The following is a 22,235-nucleotide window of genomic DNA, read 5'->3' on the forward strand; positions in this document are numbered from 1 at the left end:
AAGAACCGATGGTATAGACTAATCGTAGTCAAAACCATCGGTTTTCTTATGCAAATATTTCTGCAATCTCGCGGAACAGATTGGTCTGCTCTTTTCTGCGCATCAAAACCAGCATGCTCATGCATTTACAGAGATGGTCGATGCTTGACGGACTCCGGAATGACACAGCCTGCGCCTGTTTTCTTTTATATTTTCTCAGCAGCCGTTCGGCTTCGTTATTCGTGGCAGGTACATTCTTATTATGGAGGAAAAGAAGATGATCTTTCTTATACTTTTTCATCCTTTTGTACAGGTTGTATCCATCACGGTAGTATTTCCCAGGCGGCTCATAGTCGTATTCATCCCCAGCTATGGACAGGATTGTTTTATAACGTTCTTCAAATTCGGAGACGGTCTGCGGATCTGGCTCTTCTGATTCAGATAAACCATTCCGGTAATGGATCATTTCCTGTATCAGGGAATGCATCTGCCTGTTCCAGGTACGGTCCTTTTCGTTGTCCATGCTGTCTTTCAGATAACGCAGTACATGTGCAAGGCATTCCTGGTGGCCGGTTCCATACTTATAAAAGGTTACATCATGATCGTGGACCAGTGTCCCCTGATAGTCTTCAACGACCGTGCCCTTTATTCCATCGTGTCCCTTTTTGCCCCTGGCAAAATAGAGCACACCGCCATCCGGAACCGCACATACAAATACATACGAACTTTCCCCGTTTACACAGGCATTGGTACAGTCTGTATGCATGACAGGGGAAAGCAGCATATCGCAGAAAATCTCTTTACGCTGGGATTCTGTTTTTGGGGCAAATGACCGGCAGAGATTATTGATCATGCCTTTTGATATGTTTATTTTTCCATCTGTCAGATCAGACAAAAACCTGCGGCTTTTATCAATTGATGTACAGCAGTCATTATTCAGCAGAAACAGGAAAGCACGTAAATTTCCTCCATAGTTAACGTCATCAATGACTCCCTGTGGAAATGGTGCATGGATCCGTTCACCTGTTTTGGAATTATAGTACACATCGGCATGATACTCGGTCACATGCACTTCTACGCTGATGTCGATTTTCTGCTTTGTAATGGTTTTCGATGTTTTCTTAAAGTCAGGGTCATGGAGTACTTCTTCGGGTGCCGGAAGATAGATTTCCCTTGTCGGGGTGAGTTTCTTTCTGCAGTGCCCCCTGTGTCCTGGCTGTCCACCGGGTTTCCTTCCTGTTTTTTCGCGGCTGTTGGATATTTTTTTGCGGGCGATAGATTTTGAAGACGGGATGGATGAGTTTTCATAGTTCCGGTTAATCTGTGCCGTCAGTTTCTGTACTTTTTGTTTTTCATCATCAAGCTCTGTCTTTACTTTGTAAAGTTCCCGTCTCTGGGAAGTTACTTTTTCAAGGGCGGTGTCGCGCTGTTTTTCTGCACGGATGGCCCTTTTTTCCATCATATCCGCCTTTTTTACTGCTTCGGCGACCATACGGTCGCATTCTTTTTGCAGCTGTTCAAAAATCTCAAACCATTGATTCCGAATCGTAATGGCATGGCTGTGTTCTTTTGCTACAGCTGCTTCCAGTTTTGCAATTCTGCGTTCCAGGGCACGCACCTGTGTAAGGTGCTGTTTTTCCATTCGGATATATTTTTCTCCCGATTGAAAGACTGCAAGTTCTTCCTGTGCTGCTTTCAGCCTGTATTGAAGTACTGTAATGGTTTCAAAAGAATTCCCCATCCCCATGCCGCGTCCTTTCCTTAAATGTTTGTCAGATCATCAATGATTTTTTCTAATTCTGCATTATGTTCCTCAAGGGATTTGATCAATGAGGACTGGGTTTCGATGACCCTGTGCTGTAGACCGTTTGTATGCTCAAGACTGCCTATAAGTTCTTCATATGCTTTGAGTTTGCTTTTATCATCTGCGTTCATTTGTGCCTCCTTAAGTATAGGATAAGTATAGCAGAAACAGGGACGAATGGGAAATCGGACGAATTACGGGACTGGCAGAATGACGGTGGATAACCGGCAGAAAAATGAAAGAAGCAGGAGTGGAAATCCGTATTCCAGCCATGTAAAAGCAGGAAAACATGCAGGTACTGTTTATAATTTCAAAAGAAAAAGCAGGATTCGGAAGTCGTTAACGAGACTTCCCCTCCTGCTTGAGTTTATCCACAAATATATTTTTTTAAATTTCGTCAGTTTTTACAATGGTCTGAACCAATGTCACGGGAGTTTGACACATTGAAATCCAAAAAAGTACCACAAAGCCTTGAAATAGGCTTATTTTTTTGTCAAATTTTTATTTTTATTATATAGTAATATTTGGTGATATGTGGTATAATAGTGACAGAGGTGATTATTGTGCGTATAACAACATCAAAATCAAAAAATTCTGAGTCCTTTTACATCACTCAGTCCTATACAAATGCCAATGGGAAAAGTACTTCCAAAACCATCCGAAAATTAGGTACGTTAGCTGAATTATCGGCACAGCTCCACACGGATCGTGACGGAGTTGTTGAATGGGCAAATGAACAGGCTCGTCTTGAAACACTGAAATATAAAAGTGAAAAAGAGGATGCTACTGTCATGATTCCATTTCATTCCAACAGACTCATGGACTATAATAAGCAGAAACTTTTTTCTGGCGGATATCTTTTTCTTCAGTCTATTTACTATGGACTTAAGCTCGATTCTGTCTGCCGAAAAATCAAAAGCCGACATAAATTCGAGTATGATCTTAATGCTATTTTATCTGATTTAATTTATACAAGGGTTCTGGAACCTTCCAGCAAAAGTTCTTCCTTTCGAGCAGCAAAACAGTTCCTTGAGCCTCCAACTTATGAACTTCATGATGTTTACCGAGCTCTTTCTGTTCTTGCTTCTGAAATGGATTTTATTCAATCAGAAGTTTATAAAAACAGCTTTTTTCTTGGTGACAGAATGGATCGGATCCTTTATTATGATTGCACAAACTACTACTTTGAAATCGAACAGGAAGATGGAGATAAAAAATACGGAAAAAGCAAAGAGCACCGTCCGAATCCCATTATTCAAATGGGACTCTTTACAGATGGTGACGGAATACCTTTGGCTTTCTCACTCTTTCCTGGAAACCAAAATGAGCAGAAATCCTTAAAACCTTTAGAAACAAAGATTCTCCAACAATTCGGCTGTGATAAGTTTATCTATTGTAGTGACGCCGGACTTGCTTCTGAGGATAACCGTGTTCTTAATCACATGGGACAGAGGGCATTTATTGTCACTCAGTCCATCAAAAAGCTGCCTGCTGAAGATCGGGCATGGGCTTTAAAGAAAACTGGCTTCAAACGTCTCTCAGATGATAAACCTGTTGATCTCACAAAACTGACAGATGATGACAAGAACCAGCTTTATTATAAAGACGAACCATTGACAACAAAAAAACTGGATCAAAAATTAATCATAACCTACTCCCCTAAATATGCCGCTTATCAGAAAGCCATCCGTGCGGAGCAGATCTGTCGGGCAGAAAAAATGGTTGCAAATGGCTCTCTAAAAAAACAGCGTAAAAATCCAAATGATCCTGCAAGATTTGTAAATAAGGTAGCTGTAACCAACGAAGGAGAAAAAGCTAAGATCCACTATTATCTCGATACGGATAAGATTGCTGAAGAAGAAATGTATGACGGACTTTATGCGGTATGTACAGACCTGCTTGATGATGACGTTGCAGATATCTTAAAAGTCAGTGAAGGAAGATGGCAGATTGAAGACTGTTTCAGAACTATGAAAACAGACTTTGAAGCCAGACCCGTTTACTTAAACCGTGAAGATCGGATTAAAGCTCATTTCCTCACCTGCTTTCTTGCTCTGTTACATTTCCGGTTATTAAACCGCTCCTTGAAAGGGACTTATACCACAGAACAATTACTTCACACTTTAAAAGACATAAAATTTACGGATATAGAAGAACAGGGCTTCATGCCGGTATATGAACGTCAGGAAATCACTGATGATCTCCATGAAACCTGCGGATTCAGAACGGACTATCAATTCATAACAAAACGGAAAATGAAAGGAATTCAGAAAAAAAGTAAGCGGAGATAAAACATTACTATATTTCGTGTATGCAGATAAAAGTGCCACGCCCCTTGTATTTACAGGGATTGTGGCACTTTTTTAACTAATCAACTGTCAAAGATGAGAGTATAGGATAAGTATAGCAGAAACAGGGACGAATGGGAAATCGGACGAATTACAGGACTGGCAGAATGACGGTGGATAACCGGCAGAAAAATGAAAGAAGCAGGAGTGGAAATCCGTATTCCAGCCATGTAAAAGCAGGAAAACATGCAGGTACTGTTTATAATTTCAAAAGAAAAAGCAGGATTCGGAAGTCGTTAACGAGACTTCCCCTCCTGCTTGAGTTTATCCACAAATATATTTTTTTAAATTTCGTCAGTTTTTACAATGGTCTGAACCAATGTCACTTAGTTAAGCTTTTTACAAATTAATGGATTTGTGTGCATCTAGCGTGAAAAGGATGTGGTAAACAAAAAAAGAGTAAAACAATCTTCATTCAAAAAAGATCATATAAATATCAGGCACGACTTTAAGACAGACTTTCATCTGCCTTAAAATTAGTGTATACTAGAATTGTCAGTTACTCTATGTTATACAAATCGGTAAGAGAAGCTGATTGGTTTTTGGACTCTATGCTGTCGGGCATAGTTCCTATCGGGCCTGATAGGTAGGATATACTTACTTATCAGGCTTTCTACATTTGGTGGTGCGACTCCTCTTAGAAAATCAAAACAGATTTTCATTGCGAGAGAAAAGTTGACTTGGTACTCATATTTGCGATTCCTGCTTTTTACTGGTACATGTAAAATAATTATGGAACAGAAATTGTACAAAATGAGCTTGCTCCACAGTTCAAATGCAACATACTCTGTTTTTTTAGAGTGTAAATTAGTAGCTCCAATGGTATGCTTTAGGTCGCGAAAAGAAGTTTCGATGCCCCAGCGGAGATTGTAACAGTATTTTATATCGTCCGGTGTAAAGTCTTCTTCGGAAAGTGTAGTGATAATATTTTCAAAAACCCCATCGGATACTTCAACGCGGACGATTCTTAGTTTCAGCAGATATTCATCGGAAATATCAGCTGGATTAAGATAGTCGAAAGCTATGTTTTTACCAATATAGCGGTATTGTGATTCTTTTTCGGGATGTTTATGTTTCTTTTTGGATTGTGTTCTGGTCAGAATCAGCTCTATGGTTGTATCCAGTTTGTCAGGAAGAGTCCCGCCGCCAAGAAAACGCTGTACATTCAAATCCTTAGCACGAATTAAAAAATCAACATTATTTTCGATTGCATGGGCAAAAACGTTGTAACTGGAAAATCCCCTGTCAGCAATGAAAATGGGGGAAGCCCCATAGGCATACCGATCCATAAGATTGCAGATAGCCTGAAACTCATTTTTAAGACGCCCAGGCTGGACTTCTAAATCAAGGTACCGCTTAGAACATACCTCATATAAAGAGATGGTATGAACCATATTAAAACCGGATACCGATTTACCATTTGGTTCGTGGAAAGTATCTGCATCTTTAAGATTTCTGGCAATGTTAAATTCAGAACCATCACACGCAATAAGATAGTATTTTCCGCGAAATTTTTCTAAGGGGAATTTAAGGTTAAATTCCTTGAGAAGGTGACGGAATGCAGAAACGGAAAGTTTGGAACGTTGTTGATAAAAAGCAGAGCCAGTAGGAACTGAGGAATCATACTCAAAAAATTTGAGAAGTTCATGATTTAGGCTTCCGCTTTCCATGGAAATGATCAGATGCATCATTTTCTTAAAATCAAGTTTGCGTTTGCGGATAAAATCCTTATCTGGATTTTTTACAAAAGAAGAAAGTGAGTGGGACATCTCATCAATAATGTCCCAAAGTGTAGTTTTGACAATTTCAGGAAATGTCATAGGTAAACCTCCTTGAATCAGAATGAAATATAGTTCTAATTCAAGGACCGCTCTCGTTACCTTAAAAATATATCAGCAACGAGAGCGGCCGCACATTTTGATTGATGTGTCAACTATAATTTATAAATTTTTGTTAGAGGTTTGCCTCATAGTGAACCAATAAGCTTAACTAAGTGACATTGGGTCTGAACAGTAACGAACTAAGTTTAGTATAAGGAACAGCTTGAAATACTTGTTGAATGCTATATAGAAATAGAGGTATAATGATGTATATATAAGGAATATTGCCAATATTAGAGAATATATTAAGCTATTGAATTTTTTTATCTATGAGTTATTTGGAGTGCATTATAAGTTGGAAAGAATTCTATAATTATGGATATACTATAATGTATATGAAAAGGAGTTAAAGAGATGTATGCATATATGACGTCGAATGTCCGTAATTATAATGAATTGCAAGTTTTTCTAAAAAATTGTCATGATAAAAAAACGATGGAGATAGAGATAATTGATAAGATTCGTTTGACGAATATTGAATTGAATTTATTTTTAAGTGATTTTAAAGGGAACCAAAAATGGTTATTTCCCTATTTGGATAAAATGCGAGTGGTTAATTTAGGTAAATGGAATTGCGTGCTGATATTATCAACAGAGGTTCCTATAGTAGTTTATTCAAATATGTGTTTGTATGCACAGTATGTTGGAATATTAAAATGAGGATGGTGGGTACTGAGGATGAGTCAATTTAGTTATATTGATATATTTGCTGGTTGTGGAGGTCTTTCTCTTGGATTGCATAATGCAGGATGGAAAGGCCTATTTGCTATTGAAAAAAGTAAAGATGCCTTTGAAACATTGAAATATAATTTGATTGATACAACGCAACATTTTGGTTGGAATGAATGGCTACCACAAACAGAACACGATATAAATGAGGTAATTAGTAAATACAGAAGTGAGTTGGAAAAACTTGCCGGAACTGTTACTTTGGTTGTTGGAGGACCACCATGCCAAGGCTTCTCTATGGCGGGACAGCGTAAGAAGAATGATATTCGAAACACACTGAGCGATTCATATATAGAATTTATAAGTATTGTGAAACCTAAATTTTTAGTTTTTGAAAATGTTCAGGGATTTACAATTGGTTTCAAAGACGAAAATGAAAAAAAGGGTGTTCCTTACTCAGTGATTTTGAAGGAAAAATTGGAAAAACTGGGATATAGTGTAGAGGGTAAAATGATAGATATCTCGGAATTTGGAGTACCGCAGACCAGAAAGCGTTATATTATGGTTGGTGTTTTACAAGGAAAAACAGAAATGTTTTTTGATATACTTTATAAGAGAAAAAAAGATTTTTTGAAAAAGAAGGGGCTAAATGAAAAGGTATCAGTGGGAGAGGCCATTGGGGATTTGTTAAAAGAAAATGGAACATTACCGACGCCGGATTTTAAGAATTATGTGTCTGGCGTTTATGGAGAGATACAAAGTAATTATCAAAAACTGATGAGAAAAGGCTTGGATAATATGGAAGGATGCGTAGCAGATAGTCATAGATTTGCTAAACATTCTGAAGAAACTAAGCGGATGAATGAGGAAATGCTACAAAAGTGTCCCAAGTTAAAGCGGGTAACTCCAAAAGATAATTTGATTAAAAACTTAAGAAAACGGGGGGTTACGGTTTTAGATGAAAGTAAAGCGGCACCAACTGTTACAGCGCATCCGGATGATTTTGTTCATTATTGTGAACCTAGAATATTGACTGTGCGAGAATCGGCGCGAATACAAAGTTTTCCAGATAGCTTTCAATTTAAAGGAAAATATACTACGGGTGGTCAGTTAAGAAAAATAGAAGTACCTCGTTGTACACAAGTTGGAAATGCCGTTCCACCTTTATTTGCAGAACAAATAGGAAATGCTTTAATGGAGATGATGAAAAATGGAATTACAGAATCGGAAAAATCTACAATTTAGAGTTAGTACGGCATTAAAAAGCATTATTGGTAAAGATTTAATAAATGATAAATACATAGCAGTATTTGAACTGGTAAAGAATGCATATGATGCAGGGGCTAAGCGAGTAGATATTATATTTGAAAATGTAAATACATTAAATTCTAAGCTGATCATTAAAGATGATGGTAAAGGAATGGATTTGCCTGACATAAGGGATAAATGGCTTTTTATTGCCTATTCAGAAAAAAAGAAAGAAAATAGAAAAGAGGTTTTAAATAAAAATACAGACAAAAAAGATTATAGAGAACATTTTAAAAGGGAGACAGCGGGAGCAAAAGGGGTAGGAAGATTTTCGTGTGACCGTTTGGGAGCAAAGGTAAATTTAAAATCAAAAACAAAAGACGATGAAAATATTAATTGTTTATGTATAGATTGGAGTAAATTTGAAATTAATGATGAACGTGAAATAAAGGAAGTAAAGGTTCCTTATTTTACGGAACAATCAGATGGATTTGAGCAGGGAACGGTACTTGAAATTTGCGAATTGAGAGAACCATGGAAGAGAGCAGATTTTCTTGCATTAAAACGGGCATTAATGAAATTAATTAATCCTGAAAATGATTTGGCTGATGATATATTTGAAATTTATTTAAGCGTCGCAAGCGAATTGAACGCAGATCGTGGAGTGAAGAGAGATAATGAAAAGGTAAATGGAAAAATAAAAAATGATATCATTGAAAAATTAGGATTAAAAACAACTAATATAGAAGTGGAAATTTCGGAAGATGGCCAGACTATAAAAACTGAACTATGGGATAGAGGAGAGTTCATTTTCAAGTTTGAGGAAAAAAATTATAAATATATTGAATTAAAAAATATCAAGTTTAAATTACTTTATCTAAACAGAAGTGCAAAATATAATTTTTCGCTTGTTATGGGAATAACTCCTGTTAACTATGGGTCTGTAATGGTATATAAGAATGGTTTTAGAATATACCCTTATGGTGAACCGGGAGAAGATTTGTTTTATATAGATAGGAGAAAAAGCCAGGGACGAAATCGTTACCTAGGAACACGAGATATTATAGGAAGAATATTAATATTAGGTGAAAATGACGAGTTTATGGAAACCACAAGTCGGGATGGTGGTTTTGTTCTAAATGATACCGTGAATAAATTTTATGACTTTTTTACAAGAAGAGTTCTTAGAACATTGGAAAAGTATGTTGTTGATGTAATAGATTGGGGAGACCCAGAAAAAAAAGATTATGAACAAGGGGTAGAGCAGGGACTCTTACCCAGAGATGTAGGAGATAAGATCCTAGAACAATTTGCTGGTTATAGTAGTGCTAAAAGAAAAGAATTGATTTCATTTGAGTATAATAAATCTCTTATAGAGAAGATGAATGAAAAGAAGTCTGACGGTATAGAAGCTTCTGTACAGAAGCTTATTAGCATTGCGAACAAAACAGAAAATGAAGTGTTGTCAGAGTTGGCAGATAAAGTAAAGCGTGATACATATAAAATATTACAACAAAAAAGAGAAACAGACGTTGAATTAGAGAATACACAAGATAAGTTGGAAGCCGCACATAAAGAAATAAATTTGAGAAAACAGCAAAATTATTTTTTAGAGCAGGCTGTGAATAAGAACGAGAAATTTTTATTGAGTGGGATGCATTTAAGTTTAACATATTCTGAAGGGGCAAAGGGAAGTATGCTTGACTTAATGGATGCTCTCCGCAGAAAGCATGCAGATGATGAAGAAGTGCAACAGTATATATCGGAGATTATGATTAATATACAGAAAATTAATAAGGTCTCAGAATATGCTATTAAGGGCAATTTTAATTTAAAGTCAACAGAAGAAGAAAATGATATTAGAGATTTTATCATTCAGTATGTAGGAATGTCAAAATATAAGGGCATAGATATACAATTTGATTCAGATACGAACGAAAAATATTTGTGCATATTTGATGTTTCGTCTGTAGGTATAATTGTTGATAATATTGTAAGTAATGCAAAAAAGGCCGCTGCATCTATATTGCATATTAAGTTTTCCAATGAAGAGAATGGCATCTGTATTAATTTTTCTGACAATGGTAGAGGTTTGGATCCATTGATAGAAGACCCTTATTCGATTTTTGATTTGGGAATGACAACTACCAAAGTGCAAGGAGGAAATGGAATTGGACTAAATCATGTTAAATTACTGGTTGAAGACATGAATGGACATGTTGAGATAAATCAACAATGTCAAGTAGGCTTTGAATTAATAGTGAGGATCAAAAGATGAATGTAAACTTTAAAGTTTTATGGTTTGAAGACGAAATGGGTTGGAGACCTTCTTCAGAAAGAAGTATGAAAAGGATAATAGAAAGTCATAATCTTGTACCCATTATTACTTGGAAAAAAGGTGACGAGGGAGATGCTGAAGAAGAATTAAAAAAAGAGTATGATTTAATTCTTATGGATTATGAACTTAGGGGAACCATGGGTAATATATTAATAAAGAAATTGCGTCAATTTGATATTTATACAGATGTAGTATTCTATTCTGGCAATTATAATAAAATGGTTAAGGCGCTTTATAATATTGATGAAAAAGGAATGAATATTGAACCTGTTGATGGGATTTATTTTTCGGATAGAAAAAGAGAAGAATTATTTCCTAAGCTACAAAAAGTAGTAGACAAAGTGGTTAGACGAATGCAGGATATTGTTAATTTGCGAGGAGTGGTATTGGATAATGTTAGTGGTTTTGAAAATCAAATGCAAAATATACTAGTTCTTACAGCTAATAAGTTTTCACAGGCTCAAATTAAGAGTTTGAATGAATATACCAAAAATAAACTCATAGTGCCGGCAAAAAACGAGTATATAAGAAAGATAGATGAAATTGAAAGTAATCCAGAAGCATTAAAGGCAATTATTAGTGCACCAGACTATTTTTTGGATTCATATAAAAAGGCTCGCTTGGTTGGAAGGGTAATAAAAATTTTAGTTGATGAGTATGGCTTGGTAATAGACAAAAAATATAACAAATTTGCAGAAGTATATTATAATGAAATTATTAAGTATAGAAATGCATTGGGACATGCAATGCGTAGTAATGAGCATGCAGATAGAGAAGTTTTTATTGGTGAGATAGATAAAACTCCACTTATTTTTACTGAAGACTTATTTAGACAAATGAGAGCAAGTCTAAATGAATATCAACAAGTAATTAATCTTGTGGAAAACTCATTTAATCAAATCTGAGATATTTTTAGAGAAGCATATAATTGATACAGGCAATGAAGAAATGCCGTGAATGTGAGTTGATATATAGTATAAATATTCATTCATCGAAATTGTCAGACAATCACTCTATACACGTGATATACAACCGACCTCAAAACCCCTGCAAATCTGCGGACACCTTAGAAGCTGCTATGTTAGCTCAGGGTGTTTGCTAATCAATTAGCAGATAAGTCCCGATTACAGTTAAATAACGATTGAGAAATGTCCCCGTATATTGCTGGAAACGGTAGTATACGGGGGTTTTATTTGTATTAGGGGTAGCTAGTGCAGATGTTGTAATTATGCACAAAATTTTCAGAAAAGAAATTGCTTTGTTTGACATAAAAAGACGGTGTTCATATAATAATAGTACCCAGACAGATAAATCTGTCTGGGTGCGCTGACACCTTAAAAATCTGACATTTTAGCCAGTTCGTAGGCTGGCAGGTTGGGGAGCAACAGAAAAACTCCACAGTTAAGCCGCACATGGAGAGGCGGACGGTTGGCAGACAACAGAAAATCAGCATTAAAAGAAAAGAGAAAAGGTTGTCCGAAAGGGCAGCCTTTTTCAAGTTAATGGGGTATGGATGGCAAAGTATGACAAGAAAGCAGCTTTAAAGATTATGATAGAAGCTGTAAAGCAATACGAAGAAAAACTGAATGATAAACAGTTTCTAATCATATATCGGGAAAGGAAAGATATAAAGACAGTAAATGTAGGATTTCGGGATATGAACTTTTTACATATGACTGGTGTGAAAACAAGATTGTCTGCACAACAATTTTATGCGGCTTGCCTGGAATCAAAACTTTCTGAGTATGATTTCGAAATTGATAATAAAGGAAAAGTGCAACAGAAATTAATGGTGTTACCATATCTGGCGAAGAACCAGAGTATGCATAAACTTAGGGTAAGTGATGAAATATTTGAAATGATTTTAGTGGATGAGGAATGAAAATAGTAAGGTTATAACTCCCTTGTTGTCCAACCCCCGAAATGGTAGTATAATCTCATCTTTGACAGTTGATTAGTTAAAAAAGTGCCACAATCCCTGTAAATACAAGGGGCGTGGCACTTTTATCTGCATACACGAAATATAGTAATGTTTTATCTCCGCTTACTTTTTTTCTGAATTCCTTTCATTTTCCGTTTTGTTATGAATTGATAGTCCGTTCTGAATCCGCAGGTTTCATGGAGATCATCAGTGATTTCCTGACGTTCATATACCGGCATGAAGCCCTGTTCTTCTATATCCGTAAATTTTATGTCTTTTAAAGTGTGAAGTAATTGTTCTGTGGTATAAGTCCCTTTCAAGGAGCGGTTTAATAACCGGAAATGTAACAGAGCAAGAAAGCAGGTGAGGAAATGAGCTTTAATCCGATCTTCACGGTTTAAGTAAACGGGTCTGGCTTCAAAGTCTGTTTTCATAGTTCTGAAACAGTCTTCAATCTGCCATCTTCCTTCACTGACTTTTAAGATATCTGCAACGTCATCATCAAGCAGGTCTGTACATACCGCATAAAGTCCGTCATACATTTCTTCTTCAGCAATCTTATCCGTATCGAGATAATAGTGGATCTTAGCTTTTTCTCCTTCGTTGGTTACAGCTACCTTATTTACAAATCTTGCAGGATCATTTGGATTTTTACGCTGTTTTTTTAGAGAGCCATTTGCAACCATTTTTTCTGCCCGACAGATCTGCTCCGCACGGATGGCTTTCTGATAAGCGGCATATTTAGGGGAGTAGGTTATGATTAATTTTTGATCCAGTTTTTTTGTTGTCAATGGTTCGTCTTTATAATAAAGCTGGTTCTTGTCATCATCTGTCAGTTTTGTGAGATCAACAGGTTTATCATCTGAGAGACGTTTGAAGCCAGTTTTCTTTAAAGCCCATGCCCGATCTTCAGCAGGCAGCTTTTTGATGGACTGAGTGACAATAAATGCCCTCTGTCCCATGTGATTAAGAACACGGTTATCCTCAGAAGCAAGTCCGGCGTCACTACAATAGATAAACTTATCACAGCCGAATTGTTGGAGAATCTTTGTTTCTAAAGGTTTTAAGGATTTCTGCTCATTTTGGTTTCCAGGAAAGAGTGAGAAAGCCAAAGGTATTCCGTCACCATCTGTAAAGAGTCCCATTTGAATAATGGGATTCGGACGGTGCTCTTTGCTTTTTCCGTATTTTTTATCTCCATCTTCCTGTTCGATTTCAAAGTAGTAGTTTGTGCAATCATAATAAAGGATCCGATCCATTCTGTCACCAAGAAAAAAGCTGTTTTTATAAACTTCTGATTGAATAAAATCCATTTCAGAAGCAAGAACAGAAAGAGCTCGGTAAACATCATGAAGTTCATAAGTTGGAGGCTCAAGGAACTGTTTTGCTGCTCGAAAGGAAGAACTTTTGCTGGAAGGTTCCAGAACCCTTGTATAAATTAAATCAGATAAAATAGCATTAAGATCATACTCGAATTTATGTCGGCTTTTGATTTTTCGGCAGACAGAATCGAGCTTAAGTCCATAGTAAATAGACTGAAGAAAAAGATATCCGCCAGAAAAAAGTTTCTGCTTATTATAGTCCATGAGTCTGTTGGAATGAAATGGAATCATGACAGTAGCATCCTCTTTTTCACTTTTATATTTCAGTGTTTCAAGACGAGCCTGTTCATTTGCCCATTCAACAACTCCGTCACGATCCGTGTGGAGCTGTGCCGATAATTCAGCTAACGTACCTAATTTTCGGATGGTTTTGGAAGTACTTTTCCCATTGGCATTTGTATAGGACTGAGTGATGTAAAAGGACTCAGAATTTTTTGATTTTGATGTTGTTATACGCACAATAATCACCTCTGTCACTATTATACCACATATCACCAAATATTACTATATAATAAAAATAAAAATTTGACAAAAAAATAAGCCTATTTCAAGGCTTTGTGGTACTTTTTTGGATTTCAATGTGTCAAACTCCCGCGGCTTGCCTGGAATCAAAACTTTCTGAGTATGATTTCGAAATTGATAATAAAGGAAAAGTGCAACAGAAATTAATGGTGTTACCATATCTGGCGAAGAACCAGAGTATGCATAAACTTAGGGTAAGTGATGAAATATTTGAAATGATTTTAGTGGATGAGGAATGAAAATAGTAAGGTTATAACTCCCTTGTTGTCCAACCCCCGAAATGGTAGTATAATCAAAACACACAAATCAATAAACAAATGGGGGCAACACATATGAACATTTTATTTTTTCTGACACCGAAGGAAGACGTAGCACATGTGGAAGAGACGGACACCATGCGTCAGGTGCTTGAGAAAATGGAACATCACGGTTACACAGCTATTCCGCTGCTTAGCGTGGAAGGAAAATATATCGGTACGATCACAGAAGGAGATTTACTATGGTTTTTAAAGGACCGCAATTTCCCGGATCTGAAACTGCTTGAGGACATGCCGATCACATCGATTGAGCGTAGAAGGGATAATAAGGCGGTAAAGATTGATGAATCCATGGAGAATCTGTTTGACAAGGTAATGAACCAGAACTTTGTTCCGGTTGTGGATGATAAAAAGGTGTTTATCGGGATCGTGACCAGAAAAGATGTACTGGCATACCTTGGAAAGAAAGCGGCTGCTCAGGCGTAATGATAAACCGTCCGTTTGCGCCGCTGAAAAAAAATCGATAAAAACAGTGTCACAAACTCTGCCACCGGGATTGCAAGCCACACACCGGTCACCCCCCAAATGGCTGGCAGTGTGAGGAGTGACAGCAGGATAAAAACAAAGGTTCTTGTAAAGGATATGACCGCTGAGGTTTTTCCGTCTGAGAGTGCCGTAAAGAGAGCGGATGAAAAAATGTTATATCCGCTGAACAAAAAGGTCACACAGAATACCGAAAAACCGCTGACGGCAAGGTCATAAGTCGCTGTTTTTCCACCGACAAACAAGAGCACGATCGGCTCGGAGAGCAGGTTACAGCAAATAGTAATTATAATAGAAGAAACGATCACGAAGCGTCTGCAGATTTTGCAGACGCTTTTCAGTCCGCCTGTATTTTTTGCACCGTAATTGTAACTGATCACAGGTGCAACACCCATGGAAAATCCAAGAAAAAGCGCATTAAATAAAAATTGGGAATAAAGCAGTATCGTGATTGCGGCAACACCGTTTTCGCCGGCAAGGCGCAGCATGATTTTGTTAAATGCATAAGTAATCACAGCGTTTGCAATATTCGTTACCATCTCGGATGCACCGTTAAAACTTGCAGTAGAAAGGACACTTCCATGAAAATGAAATTTTGTAAAATAAAGATCTCCCCTGACAAAGAAAAAGTAGAAGAGTCCCACGACTGCAGGTATGAGCTGACCGATACCGGTAGCTAAGGCGGCACCCTCAATGCCAAAGCCGAGAGGCGATAAAAATACATAGTCCAACACGGCGTTTGCGATGCCGGCACTGATAACTAACGTCATGCCAATGTGCGGTTTTCCCGCTGTCACGAAGAACGTCTGGAACAGGCTCTGCAGCATGCACGCTGGGGCAAATAAAACAACGGTAAAAAGATATGCTTTGCAGTTTGCAAGTAATGAATCATTTGCACCGAGAGCGCGGCAGATTGGCTCTAAAAATAAAATCGTCAGTATCAGGATGACAACACTCGCCACAACACCGGTAAACACGAGCATGGAAAAGTTATCTTTTGCTTCATCGTCTTTCCCTTCGCCCATTTTCTTTGCAACGACGGCGCTTCCTCCGGTTGCGAGCATGACGCCGATGGCGAGTACGATATTGATGACCGGATAGACGATATTGACTGCGGACAGCGCATTATCTCCAAGAAAGCGCGAGATAAAAATCCCGTCCGTGATTGTATAACAGGACATGAGTACCATCATGACCATGGATGGTAATGCGAATTTTAATAAAGTGACAGGTGTGAATTTCTGACCAATGGACTGTGCCATAATGGGTTCCTCCTTTGAAATATTTTTAAATGTTGTGTCAGCGCGGATGGAAATTGCGGTTTTGAGACACAAATGCTATCATAAACTATATTGTTACCATATAGTCAAGAACTTTTTTCGTGAGGGGAGATTAAAAGTGGACAAAAGTCAATATCTGACAACTGGTGAGCTTGCAAAGCTCATGCACGTCACCAAAAACACTTTATTTCATTATGATAAGATCGGCTTGTTTTCGCCGGAGATCGTGCTTGATAACGAGTACCGTTATTATTCGATCCATCAGATCGAAGTGCTCGAAGCGATCATTATGCTAAAGGAACTTGGTATGTCTTTAAAAGAGATCCAGGCCTTTTTAAGTGACCGGACTCCGGAAAAATTATTGGAGCTGTTTGAAAAAGAGGAACAGATTCTGGCAGAAAAAATCCGGCTGTTAAAGGATCGCAGGCAGTGGATGGAAGAAAAAAGTAAAAAAATCAGGGCATATTTAGAGAAAGAAAAAGATGAAATATTTGTCTGTGAAAAACCGGGCAGATATTATCTGATGGATGCATTTTTAGACGTTTCGGAATCAGAATTTGCGGAGCGCACAGCGGAACTGATCAATTTTTATGAGAACAACAGCAAAAGCATCTGTTATGAGATTGGTTACATCCAGTATGCAAAAGATGTCAGACGGCAGATCTATGCAAATTACAGCAACGTAATATTGCTGATGAAACATAAGCCGGGCGGCATGTCCTGCCATTTTATGCCTGCGGGGAAATATCTGACAACTTATTTTAAAGGGCACTGGAGAAACATCGGGGAGGCTTACCGGAAACTTCTTGCTTATGCAGATGAACATCAGATTACACTGGCGGAAGAGTTCCTGGAAGTTTACACGGTGGATCAGCTGATGGCGGAGACGGTGGAGGAGTATGTGACGGAGATATCGGTGCGCATCTGCGGGGGAGATATGGATGAACTGTGAAGACTGCTGTTTCACTTAATCATAGAGTGTTCGCAGAACGTGTATTTTATGGTTGGAAATATGGAAGATTTTCTTAATTTAGACGAAGGTTTAACAAAAACAAAATGAGATAAGATATAATAAGACTGCCGAGCGAAGCGAGTATAAGGCATATAGCATGAAAAACTATCTGTGTATGTCCATTATCACAAAAAAATCCTCAAAAAACGCGGATTTAAGGGAAAATTATGGGTATTTTCCGAGCAAAATTTTCATATATACCCAAAAGGTAAAAATGAATCGTGATTGAAAGGAAAAATGATGGAAAAGAGGAGGCAAAATATGAAACGAACAAGTGTAACACGGGAAATGGCATTGATTTTAGCAGCGATAGTTCTTATGACAGCATCAGGCTGTGGCAGGCGGGAAAATGCTGATAAAGAAGACAATAATATTACCATATATAAAAGCAATGAAAATGCAGATGGTTTTGACACAGAAACGGTATCGCTCGATGCGCTTACGCCTGAAAATATCATGGCTGCGCTGATCGATGCCGGTGTGGTTCCGTCGGATGTGAAAGTGCTTGATTTTAAACAGGAAGAGGATACCATAACGCTTGATCTGTCGAAAACATTTGAGGAATATGTAAATCAGATGGGAACGGCAGGAGAGTACGCGACAGTTGGAAGCGTAGTCAATACTTATCTGGACGCCTATGATGCCAAGGCAGTGTCTCTTCTGGTGGAGGGAGGAACCTGGAGCACCGGGCATGCAGAGTATGAGACTCTGCAGGGGAGGTATACATACGATGCGCAGGAGTAAAATAACAGGTTTGCTGCTTATCATGGGAATGTTTTTGGCAGGATGTGGAGCAAATAGCGGATCCGCCGGTATAGAGGAAGATGCCGTGATGCAGGAGCTGTATGATCGAAGTGAGATTGCAAGAGGATACACAGATCCAATTTTTCAGGAGTATTTAGATCAATATGATTCGGATTGTGAGATCAAAGAGACGTCGTTTGGTTTCGAACCTGCCGAAACACCGGCACAAGCGCAGTATTTTGTGGAATATCAGTACAGTAATGGTGTCAGCGACGATTTGAAATATTTTTATCAGGTTCAGGTGGATGACAATCACAACTGCATCGTTTTAAAAGAAGGGGAAGGTCAGGCAGAGATGGAAACATCGACAGAGGACGCGGAGATAGAATGGCTGACACAGTAAAAGGAAGTGTGCAGCCATCCTAATCCGATATTTCATCATAAGAATAAATAAATTCTGTTATTTCGCAGCCTTATGACCGGAATCTGCGACCATATTTTCCGCATAACCGAGAGCTTCCACAATATTCGGAAGGAAATGTTCTTCCCCGATCAGCTCGATAAAGTGATCTTTTTTCATAACGGACATCGGCTGTTCGTTGACATGTGAGAAGATCAAAGTGATATGTTTTTTCTTCGCACGGGCAGCAAGGTCACGCAAGGAACGCATTGCACTCGCATCGATTGCCGGAACACTTCGCATACGGATAACGATGACTTTGGTTGACTTGTCACTGGTAATTGTAAGAATTTCATCGGCTGCGGCGAAAAACAGCGGTCCACTGATCTCAAATACACGGATTGAGTGTGGAATGTCGCGCATTTTCTCGGCTTCGCCAGGGGTCACATCCGGCTCATCTGCATATTTCCAGGCAGTGACATCGGCAGTTTCTGCCATACGTTTCATAAATAAAAGTGCGGCAAGTACGACACCGACTTCGATGGCAACGACAAGGTCAAAAAATACAGTCAGGAAAAATGTTGCAACAAGTACGATCATATCACTCTTTGGAGCAGTTTTGCACAGATGGAAAAAGGAAGTCCAGTCTGCCATGTTCCATGCAACGACTAAAAGCACTGCGGCTAATGTTGTCATAGGAATTAGGGAAGCAAGCGGCATTAAAACAACTAAAATAATGCTTAAAGTGATACAGTGTGTGATACCTGCGATCGGGGTACGTCCGCCGTTTCTTACGTTTGCAGCAGTACGGGCAATCGCTCCGGTAGCAGGGATTCCGCCAAACAGGCCGGAAAAAATATTTCCAAGTCCCTGACCGATCAGTTCAGCATTTGACTTGTGGGTGTCACCGATCATACCATCAGATACGACTGCGGAAAGCAGGGATTCAATACCGGCTAAAATCGCGATCGTAAATGCCGGGGAGATCAGTTCCTGTACCAATTTATAGCTGAATGCCGGCATGTGGAAAGACGGAAATTCGGAGGAAAGTTCTCCGTAAACACTTCCGATCGTGTTGACCGGCAGTTTAGCAAAATAAACGATGGCAGTTGTCACGATAATTGCGATCAGGGATCCAGGCAGTTTGTCAGTTACTTTCGGCCACAGAATTAAAATCACAAGTGCAACGGCACCGATTGCGACGGTAACCGGATTGGTGGTTGTGATATTTGCAGCATAGGCGCCAAGTTTTTCAATAAATTCAGAAGGAACAGCACCCATATCAAGTCCAAGAAAATCTTTGATCTGTCCGACAAACAGGGTGACTGCGATACCACAGGTAAAACCTGTCGTGATCGTATAAGGAATATATTTAATCAGGGAACCAAAATGGCAGAGGCCCATAATACATAAAATGATACCTGCCATGATTGTTGCGACAATCAGTCCGTCTGTACCGTAAGTGGTCACGATGCCATAGATGATAACAACAAATGCGGCAGTTGGTCCGCCAATCTGTACACGGCTTCCTCCGAAAAAGGAAATAAAAAATCCGGCAACGATCGCAGTGTAGAGTCCCTGTACCGGACCGACACCGGAAGCGATCGCAAGTGCGATAGAAAGTGGAAGAGCAATGATCGCCACAATGATACCGGAAAGGATATCTTTGATGAGCTGCTCTTTTGTGTATCCCTTCATTACGTCAAATAGTTTTGGTCTTAGTTCGTTCATAGGTCTTTTGTACTCCAATCCTTTCCTAAGTATAAAAAGTATTAAAAATTTATAAAAACACAAATTAAAATTTTAACATGTTCTTAACATGATTGCAAGGTGAATGGCGCAAAAAAGTAATTCATGGTATAATAAGACTGCCGAGCAGAGCGAGTGTAGATCACGATCATGAAGCCGGGCTTCATGATATAATAAGACTGCTGAGCGAATCATAGTCTATACTTAAGGAGCAGCATGGAACAGAAAAATTCCTACGAAAAAATATATGACATTGTAAAACAGATTCCACGCGGTACGGTTGCCACTTATGGACAGGTGGCAGCGCTTGCGGGCAACAAAAGGTGGGCCAGGGTGGTCGGCTATGCGCTGCATGTAAATCCGGATCCGGAGGGAATCCCGTGTTACCGGGTAGTAAACCGTGAGGGGAGAGTTTCGGAGGCCTTTGCATTTGGTGGCGAAAACAGGCAGATCGGACTTTTGGAAGCGGATGGCATAGAGGTAAAAGACGGATGTGTTGATCTCTCAAAATATCAGTGGCGCAAAGAGATATTTTAACGAATACTTTAATTCCTATTGACATGGTATGAATAGTCGGATATACTTCTAATACGATGATAAAAGAATCGTTTATTCATAAGTTTGCGGCTGCGCTGCATCCGCAAGCCTAAAATATGAAAAACAGCGCAGAAATGAGGAAAATATGAGAATATCAACAAAAGGAAGATATGCGTTACGCCTGATGCTGGATCTTGCACTGAATAATACCGGAGAGCCGATCAGTTTAAAGGATATTGCGAGACGCCAGGAAATTTCAGATAAATATTTAGAGCAGATTATTTCCGTTTTAAATAAGGCAAAATATGTAAAGAGCATTCGTGGTGCACAGGGAGGATACATTCTGACAAAAAGACCGGAAGAATATACCGTCGGAATGATATTACGCCTGACAGAGGGAAGCCTTGCACCGGTGGCATGCGTCGAGGATGAAGACACCTGTGATAAGATGAATGACTGTGCAACAGTTCTGGTGTGGAAAAAAATGAACGAGGCGATCAACCAGGTTGTTGACAGTATCACACTCGCAGATTTAGTGGACTACGAGAGACAGCGTGCCGGCGAGTATGTAATCTGAATTTTATGAGAAAATAAGAAGCGTGGGAATGGATTGATCCGACACAGTGGAAGTAAAATAATAAGCCGGAATTTATCGGTCTGACACAGTGGGAGTAAAATAATAAGGAAGAAAGAAATGGAAAAGGCAGTGGATTTTACGAGACTTGAAAAAAATATCATCGAGGTCATACAGGAAGAACAGATAAAACTTGGTTACCGGAGTGAACTGATCCGGTTATATTATCCGATTACCTCGCTGAACCGTTTCTTCCATACCGATGCAGCAGAAAAAGAGATGTTAGAACTGCTTGCAGAATTTTCAAAAAAGACGGTGCAGACACTTGGCGGGGTGGAAATCTCCAATAAAGGTGAGCGTTTCTGCATTGCAATTCCGCCGAGCGGTGTTGATTATGTGCATGAACACACGAACGGAAGTGAGTTCATTTCCAGTTTTATAGAAACAATCGGAAAACATGGCTGCACGATAGACGAGCTTTTACAGCAGTTTCACAGATATTCGGATCATGTACATGTAGAACGGACGACACACGGGGAATTTGATTATCTGGTTTACTTTGAGGATGGGGTGCCGGATGATTACCGTTACTGCATCACGGATGAGGGCTGCCATCTGATCTATCATCGTTTTACACCGGAAGATTATGAAGATTTTCAGTTTTAAAATATAGAAGATTAAAATAAATCAATAAAATTGATAAAATCACACCTTGCGGAACTCGAAAAAGGTATGTTATTATGTAGAACAGAAAATGAAATGCAATGAAAAGGAATAGTAACAGCGGAATGGAAATCAGAGAACTGCCGGAAGGTGCGAGGCAGTCAGAGTGAAGTTGTGAACTCGCCTTGGAGCTGCCGGCTGAAGGAATCGGATGCATTATGAATGAGCAGATGATACTGGGTAGGCTTGGACGGATCGCCCGCCGTAAGAGGGAAAAGGCATGATAGTGCCGGATGAGTGCATGCATGACGATACAGGTCATTCATGAAACAGAGTGGTACCGCGTGAAGAAAATTTTGCGTCTCTGTATGACAAAACCACACAG

General features: G+C 38.9%; 21 protein-coding genes and 1 other annotated feature. Of the genes, 15 read left to right on the top strand and 6 right to left on the bottom strand.

Features of this window, described 5'->3' with window-relative positions; all coding sequences use genetic code 11:
* Positions 1 to 46: 46 nt before the first annotated feature.
* The gene (locus RIL182_RS01815) at positions 47 to 1,726 is read right to left on the bottom strand and encodes an IS66 family transposase (protein WP_134522998.1); all 1,680 of its coding nucleotides are present in this window, start codon (positions 1,724 to 1,726) and stop codon (positions 47 to 49) included.
* Positions 1,727 to 1,740: 14 nt separating this feature from the next.
* On the bottom strand, positions 1,741 to 1,914 hold the full coding sequence (locus RIL182_RS21070) for a hypothetical protein (RefSeq protein WP_006855274.1): 174 nt from the start codon (positions 1,912 to 1,914) through the stop codon (positions 1,741 to 1,743).
* 46 nt (positions 1,915 to 1,960) lie between these two features.
* Between RIL182_RS21070 and RIL182_RS01820 the strand changes: the two genes are divergently transcribed.
* The 3 genes from RIL182_RS01820 to RIL182_RS01830 all read left to right on the top strand — a co-directional run bounded on the left by RIL182_RS01820 (position 1,961) and on the right by RIL182_RS01830 (position 4,481).
* The gene (locus RIL182_RS01820) at positions 1,961 to 2,230 is read left to right on the top strand and encodes a hypothetical protein (RefSeq protein ID WP_006859767.1); all 270 of its coding nucleotides are present in this window, start codon (positions 1,961 to 1,963) and stop codon (positions 2,228 to 2,230) included.
* 116 nt (positions 2,231 to 2,346) lie between these two features.
* A complete protein-coding gene (locus RIL182_RS01825; protein ID WP_055195878.1) occupies positions 2,347 to 4,074 on the top strand; it encodes an IS1634 family transposase in 1,728 nt (575 codons plus the stop codon).
* Between the two features lie 131 nt (positions 4,075 to 4,205).
* Positions 4,206 to 4,481, top strand: coding sequence for a hypothetical protein (locus tag RIL182_RS01830; protein ID WP_006858889.1), 276 nt, complete (start codon positions 4,206 to 4,208; stop codon positions 4,479 to 4,481).
* 159 nt (positions 4,482 to 4,640) lie between these two features.
* On the opposite strand, the gene RIL182_RS01835 is transcribed toward RIL182_RS01830, so the two are convergent.
* Positions 4,641 to 5,951, bottom strand: a complete 1,311-nt coding sequence (locus tag RIL182_RS01835) for an IS4 family transposase (protein ID WP_006858888.1) — start codon at positions 5,949 to 5,951, stop codon at positions 4,641 to 4,643.
* Positions 5,952 to 6,365: 414 nt separating this feature from the next.
* Between RIL182_RS01835 and RIL182_RS01840 the strand changes: the two genes are divergently transcribed.
* The 5 genes from RIL182_RS01840 to RIL182_RS01860 all read left to right on the top strand — a co-directional run bounded on the left by RIL182_RS01840 (position 6,366) and on the right by RIL182_RS01860 (position 12,148).
* Positions 6,366 to 6,671 carry a hypothetical protein gene (locus tag RIL182_RS01840; protein WP_006858887.1) on the top strand — a complete coding sequence of 102 codons (306 nt, stop codon included), beginning with the start codon at positions 6,366 to 6,368 and terminating at the stop codon, positions 6,669 to 6,671.
* Between the two features lie 18 nt (positions 6,672 to 6,689).
* Complete coding sequence (locus tag RIL182_RS01845) at positions 6,690 to 7,925, top strand: DNA cytosine methyltransferase (protein WP_006858886.1); 1,236 nt, start codon at positions 6,690 to 6,692, stop codon at positions 7,923 to 7,925.
* Complete coding sequence (locus tag RIL182_RS01850) at positions 7,891 to 10,206, top strand: sensor histidine kinase (protein ID WP_006858885.1); 2,316 nt, start codon at positions 7,891 to 7,893, stop codon at positions 10,204 to 10,206. The genes RIL182_RS01845 and RIL182_RS01850 overlap by 35 nt, the downstream gene beginning before the upstream one ends.
* Positions 10,203 to 11,171: a response regulator gene (locus tag RIL182_RS01855; RefSeq protein WP_006858884.1), complete on the top strand. Its 969-nt coding sequence runs from the start codon at positions 10,203 to 10,205 to the stop codon at positions 11,169 to 11,171. Before RIL182_RS01850 ends, RIL182_RS01855 begins: the two co-directional genes overlap by 4 nt.
* A gap of 608 nt (positions 11,172 to 11,779) precedes the next feature.
* Positions 11,780 to 12,148 (top strand): PBECR4 domain-containing protein, encoded by a 369-nt coding sequence (locus tag RIL182_RS01860; RefSeq protein WP_006858883.1) that lies wholly within the window; start codon positions 11,780 to 11,782, stop codon positions 12,146 to 12,148.
* A 152-nt stretch (positions 12,149 to 12,300) separates the two neighbouring features.
* Here the strand turns inward: RIL182_RS01860 and RIL182_RS01865 are convergent, their stop codons facing one another.
* The gene (locus RIL182_RS01865; RefSeq protein ID WP_055195878.1) at positions 12,301 to 14,028 is read right to left on the bottom strand and encodes an IS1634 family transposase; all 1,728 of its coding nucleotides are present in this window, start codon (positions 14,026 to 14,028) and stop codon (positions 12,301 to 12,303) included.
* 395 nt (positions 14,029 to 14,423) lie between these two features.
* On the opposite strand from RIL182_RS01865, the gene RIL182_RS01875 reads away from it, so the two are divergent.
* On the top strand, positions 14,424 to 14,834 hold the full coding sequence (locus tag RIL182_RS01875) for a CBS domain-containing protein (protein WP_242655636.1): 411 nt from the start codon (positions 14,424 to 14,426) through the stop codon (positions 14,832 to 14,834).
* Here the strand turns inward: RIL182_RS01875 and RIL182_RS01880 are convergent.
* Positions 14,825 to 16,153, bottom strand: a complete 1,329-nt coding sequence (locus RIL182_RS01880) for an MATE family efflux transporter (RefSeq protein ID WP_006858882.1) — start codon at positions 16,151 to 16,153, stop codon at positions 14,825 to 14,827. The genes RIL182_RS01875 and RIL182_RS01880 overlap by 10 nt on opposite strands.
* A 136-nt stretch (positions 16,154 to 16,289) precedes the next feature.
* Between RIL182_RS01880 and RIL182_RS01885 the strand changes: the two genes are divergently transcribed.
* The 3 genes from RIL182_RS01885 to RIL182_RS01895 all read left to right on the top strand — a co-directional run bounded on the left by RIL182_RS01885 (position 16,290) and on the right by RIL182_RS01895 (position 18,330).
* Complete coding sequence (locus tag RIL182_RS01885) at positions 16,290 to 17,123, top strand: MerR family transcriptional regulator (protein WP_044999509.1); 834 nt, start codon at positions 16,290 to 16,292, stop codon at positions 17,121 to 17,123.
* A gap of 321 nt (positions 17,124 to 17,444) precedes the next feature.
* The gene (locus RIL182_RS01890) at positions 17,445 to 17,927 is read left to right on the top strand and encodes a GerMN domain-containing protein (protein ID WP_134523003.1); all 483 of its coding nucleotides are present in this window, start codon (positions 17,445 to 17,447) and stop codon (positions 17,925 to 17,927) included.
* On the top strand, positions 17,914 to 18,330 hold the full coding sequence (locus tag RIL182_RS01895) for a hypothetical protein (protein WP_006858881.1): 417 nt from the start codon (positions 17,914 to 17,916) through the stop codon (positions 18,328 to 18,330). Before RIL182_RS01890 ends, RIL182_RS01895 begins: the two co-directional genes overlap by 14 nt.
* 57 nt (positions 18,331 to 18,387) lie before the next feature.
* Here RIL182_RS01895 and RIL182_RS01900 read toward each other — a convergent pair whose 3' ends face one another.
* The gene (locus RIL182_RS01900) at positions 18,388 to 20,058 is read right to left on the bottom strand and encodes a SulP family inorganic anion transporter (RefSeq protein WP_006858880.1); all 1,671 of its coding nucleotides are present in this window, start codon (positions 20,056 to 20,058) and stop codon (positions 18,388 to 18,390) included.
* A 234-nt stretch (positions 20,059 to 20,292) separates the two neighbouring features.
* On the opposite strand from RIL182_RS01900, the gene RIL182_RS01905 reads away from it, so the two are divergent.
* From RIL182_RS01905 to RIL182_RS01915, 3 genes are all read left to right on the top strand, one after another.
* Positions 20,293 to 20,613, top strand: coding sequence for an MGMT family protein (locus RIL182_RS01905; protein WP_006858879.1), 321 nt, complete (start codon positions 20,293 to 20,295; stop codon positions 20,611 to 20,613).
* 145 nt (positions 20,614 to 20,758) lie between these two features.
* Positions 20,759 to 21,190: an RrF2 family transcriptional regulator gene (locus tag RIL182_RS01910; RefSeq protein ID WP_015522474.1), complete on the top strand. Its 432-nt coding sequence runs from the start codon at positions 20,759 to 20,761 to the stop codon at positions 21,188 to 21,190.
* Positions 21,191 to 21,307: 117 nt separating this feature from the next.
* Positions 21,308 to 21,853, top strand: coding sequence for a DUF3877 family protein (locus RIL182_RS01915; protein WP_006858878.1), 546 nt, complete (start codon positions 21,308 to 21,310; stop codon positions 21,851 to 21,853).
* Positions 21,854 to 21,942: 89 nt separating this feature from the next.
* Positions 21,943 to 22,219 (top strand) — a binding site (T-box leader).
* Positions 22,220 to 22,235 lie beyond the last annotated feature (16 nt).

It is taken from the genome of Roseburia intestinalis L1-82, from assembly GCF_900537995.1.
GTDB lineage: Bacteria > Bacillota > Clostridia > Lachnospirales > Lachnospiraceae > Roseburia > Roseburia intestinalis.

Coding starts and splice junctions, on each gene's coding strand:
- RIL182_RS01815 (WP_134522998.1), bottom strand. CDS start 1,726: ATGGGGATGGGGAATTCTTTTGAAACCATTACAGTACTTCAATACAGG.
- RIL182_RS21070 (WP_006855274.1), bottom strand. CDS start 1,914: ATGAACGCAGATGATAAAAGCAAACTCAAAGCATATGAAGAACTTATA.
- RIL182_RS01820 (WP_006859767.1), top strand. CDS start 1,961: ATGGGAAATCGGACGAATTACGGGACTGGCAGAATGACGGTGGATAAC.
- RIL182_RS01830 (WP_006858889.1), top strand. CDS start 4,206: ATGGGAAATCGGACGAATTACAGGACTGGCAGAATGACGGTGGATAAC.
- RIL182_RS01835 (WP_006858888.1), bottom strand. CDS start 5,951: ATGACATTTCCTGAAATTGTCAAAACTACACTTTGGGACATTATTGAT.
- RIL182_RS01840 (WP_006858887.1), top strand. CDS start 6,366: ATGTATGCATATATGACGTCGAATGTCCGTAATTATAATGAATTGCAA.
- RIL182_RS01845 (WP_006858886.1), top strand. CDS start 6,690: ATGAGTCAATTTAGTTATATTGATATATTTGCTGGTTGTGGAGGTCTT.
- RIL182_RS01850 (WP_006858885.1), top strand. CDS start 7,891: ATGGAATTACAGAATCGGAAAAATCTACAATTTAGAGTTAGTACGGCA.
- RIL182_RS01855 (WP_006858884.1), top strand. CDS start 10,203: ATGAATGTAAACTTTAAAGTTTTATGGTTTGAAGACGAAATGGGTTGG.
- RIL182_RS01860 (WP_006858883.1), top strand. CDS start 11,780: ATGGCAAAGTATGACAAGAAAGCAGCTTTAAAGATTATGATAGAAGCT.
- RIL182_RS01875 (WP_242655636.1), top strand. CDS start 14,424: ATGAACATTTTATTTTTTCTGACACCGAAGGAAGACGTAGCACATGTG.
- RIL182_RS01880 (WP_006858882.1), bottom strand. CDS start 16,153: ATGGCACAGTCCATTGGTCAGAAATTCACACCTGTCACTTTATTAAAA.
- RIL182_RS01890 (WP_134523003.1), top strand. CDS start 17,445: ATGAAACGAACAAGTGTAACACGGGAAATGGCATTGATTTTAGCAGCG.
- RIL182_RS01895 (WP_006858881.1), top strand. CDS start 17,914: ATGCGCAGGAGTAAAATAACAGGTTTGCTGCTTATCATGGGAATGTTT.
- RIL182_RS01900 (WP_006858880.1), bottom strand. CDS start 20,058: ATGAACGAACTAAGACCAAAACTATTTGACGTAATGAAGGGATACACA.
- RIL182_RS01905 (WP_006858879.1), top strand. CDS start 20,293: ATGGAACAGAAAAATTCCTACGAAAAAATATATGACATTGTAAAACAG.
- RIL182_RS01910 (WP_015522474.1), top strand. CDS start 20,759: ATGAGAATATCAACAAAAGGAAGATATGCGTTACGCCTGATGCTGGAT.
- RIL182_RS01915 (WP_006858878.1), top strand. CDS start 21,308: ATGGAAAAGGCAGTGGATTTTACGAGACTTGAAAAAAATATCATCGAG.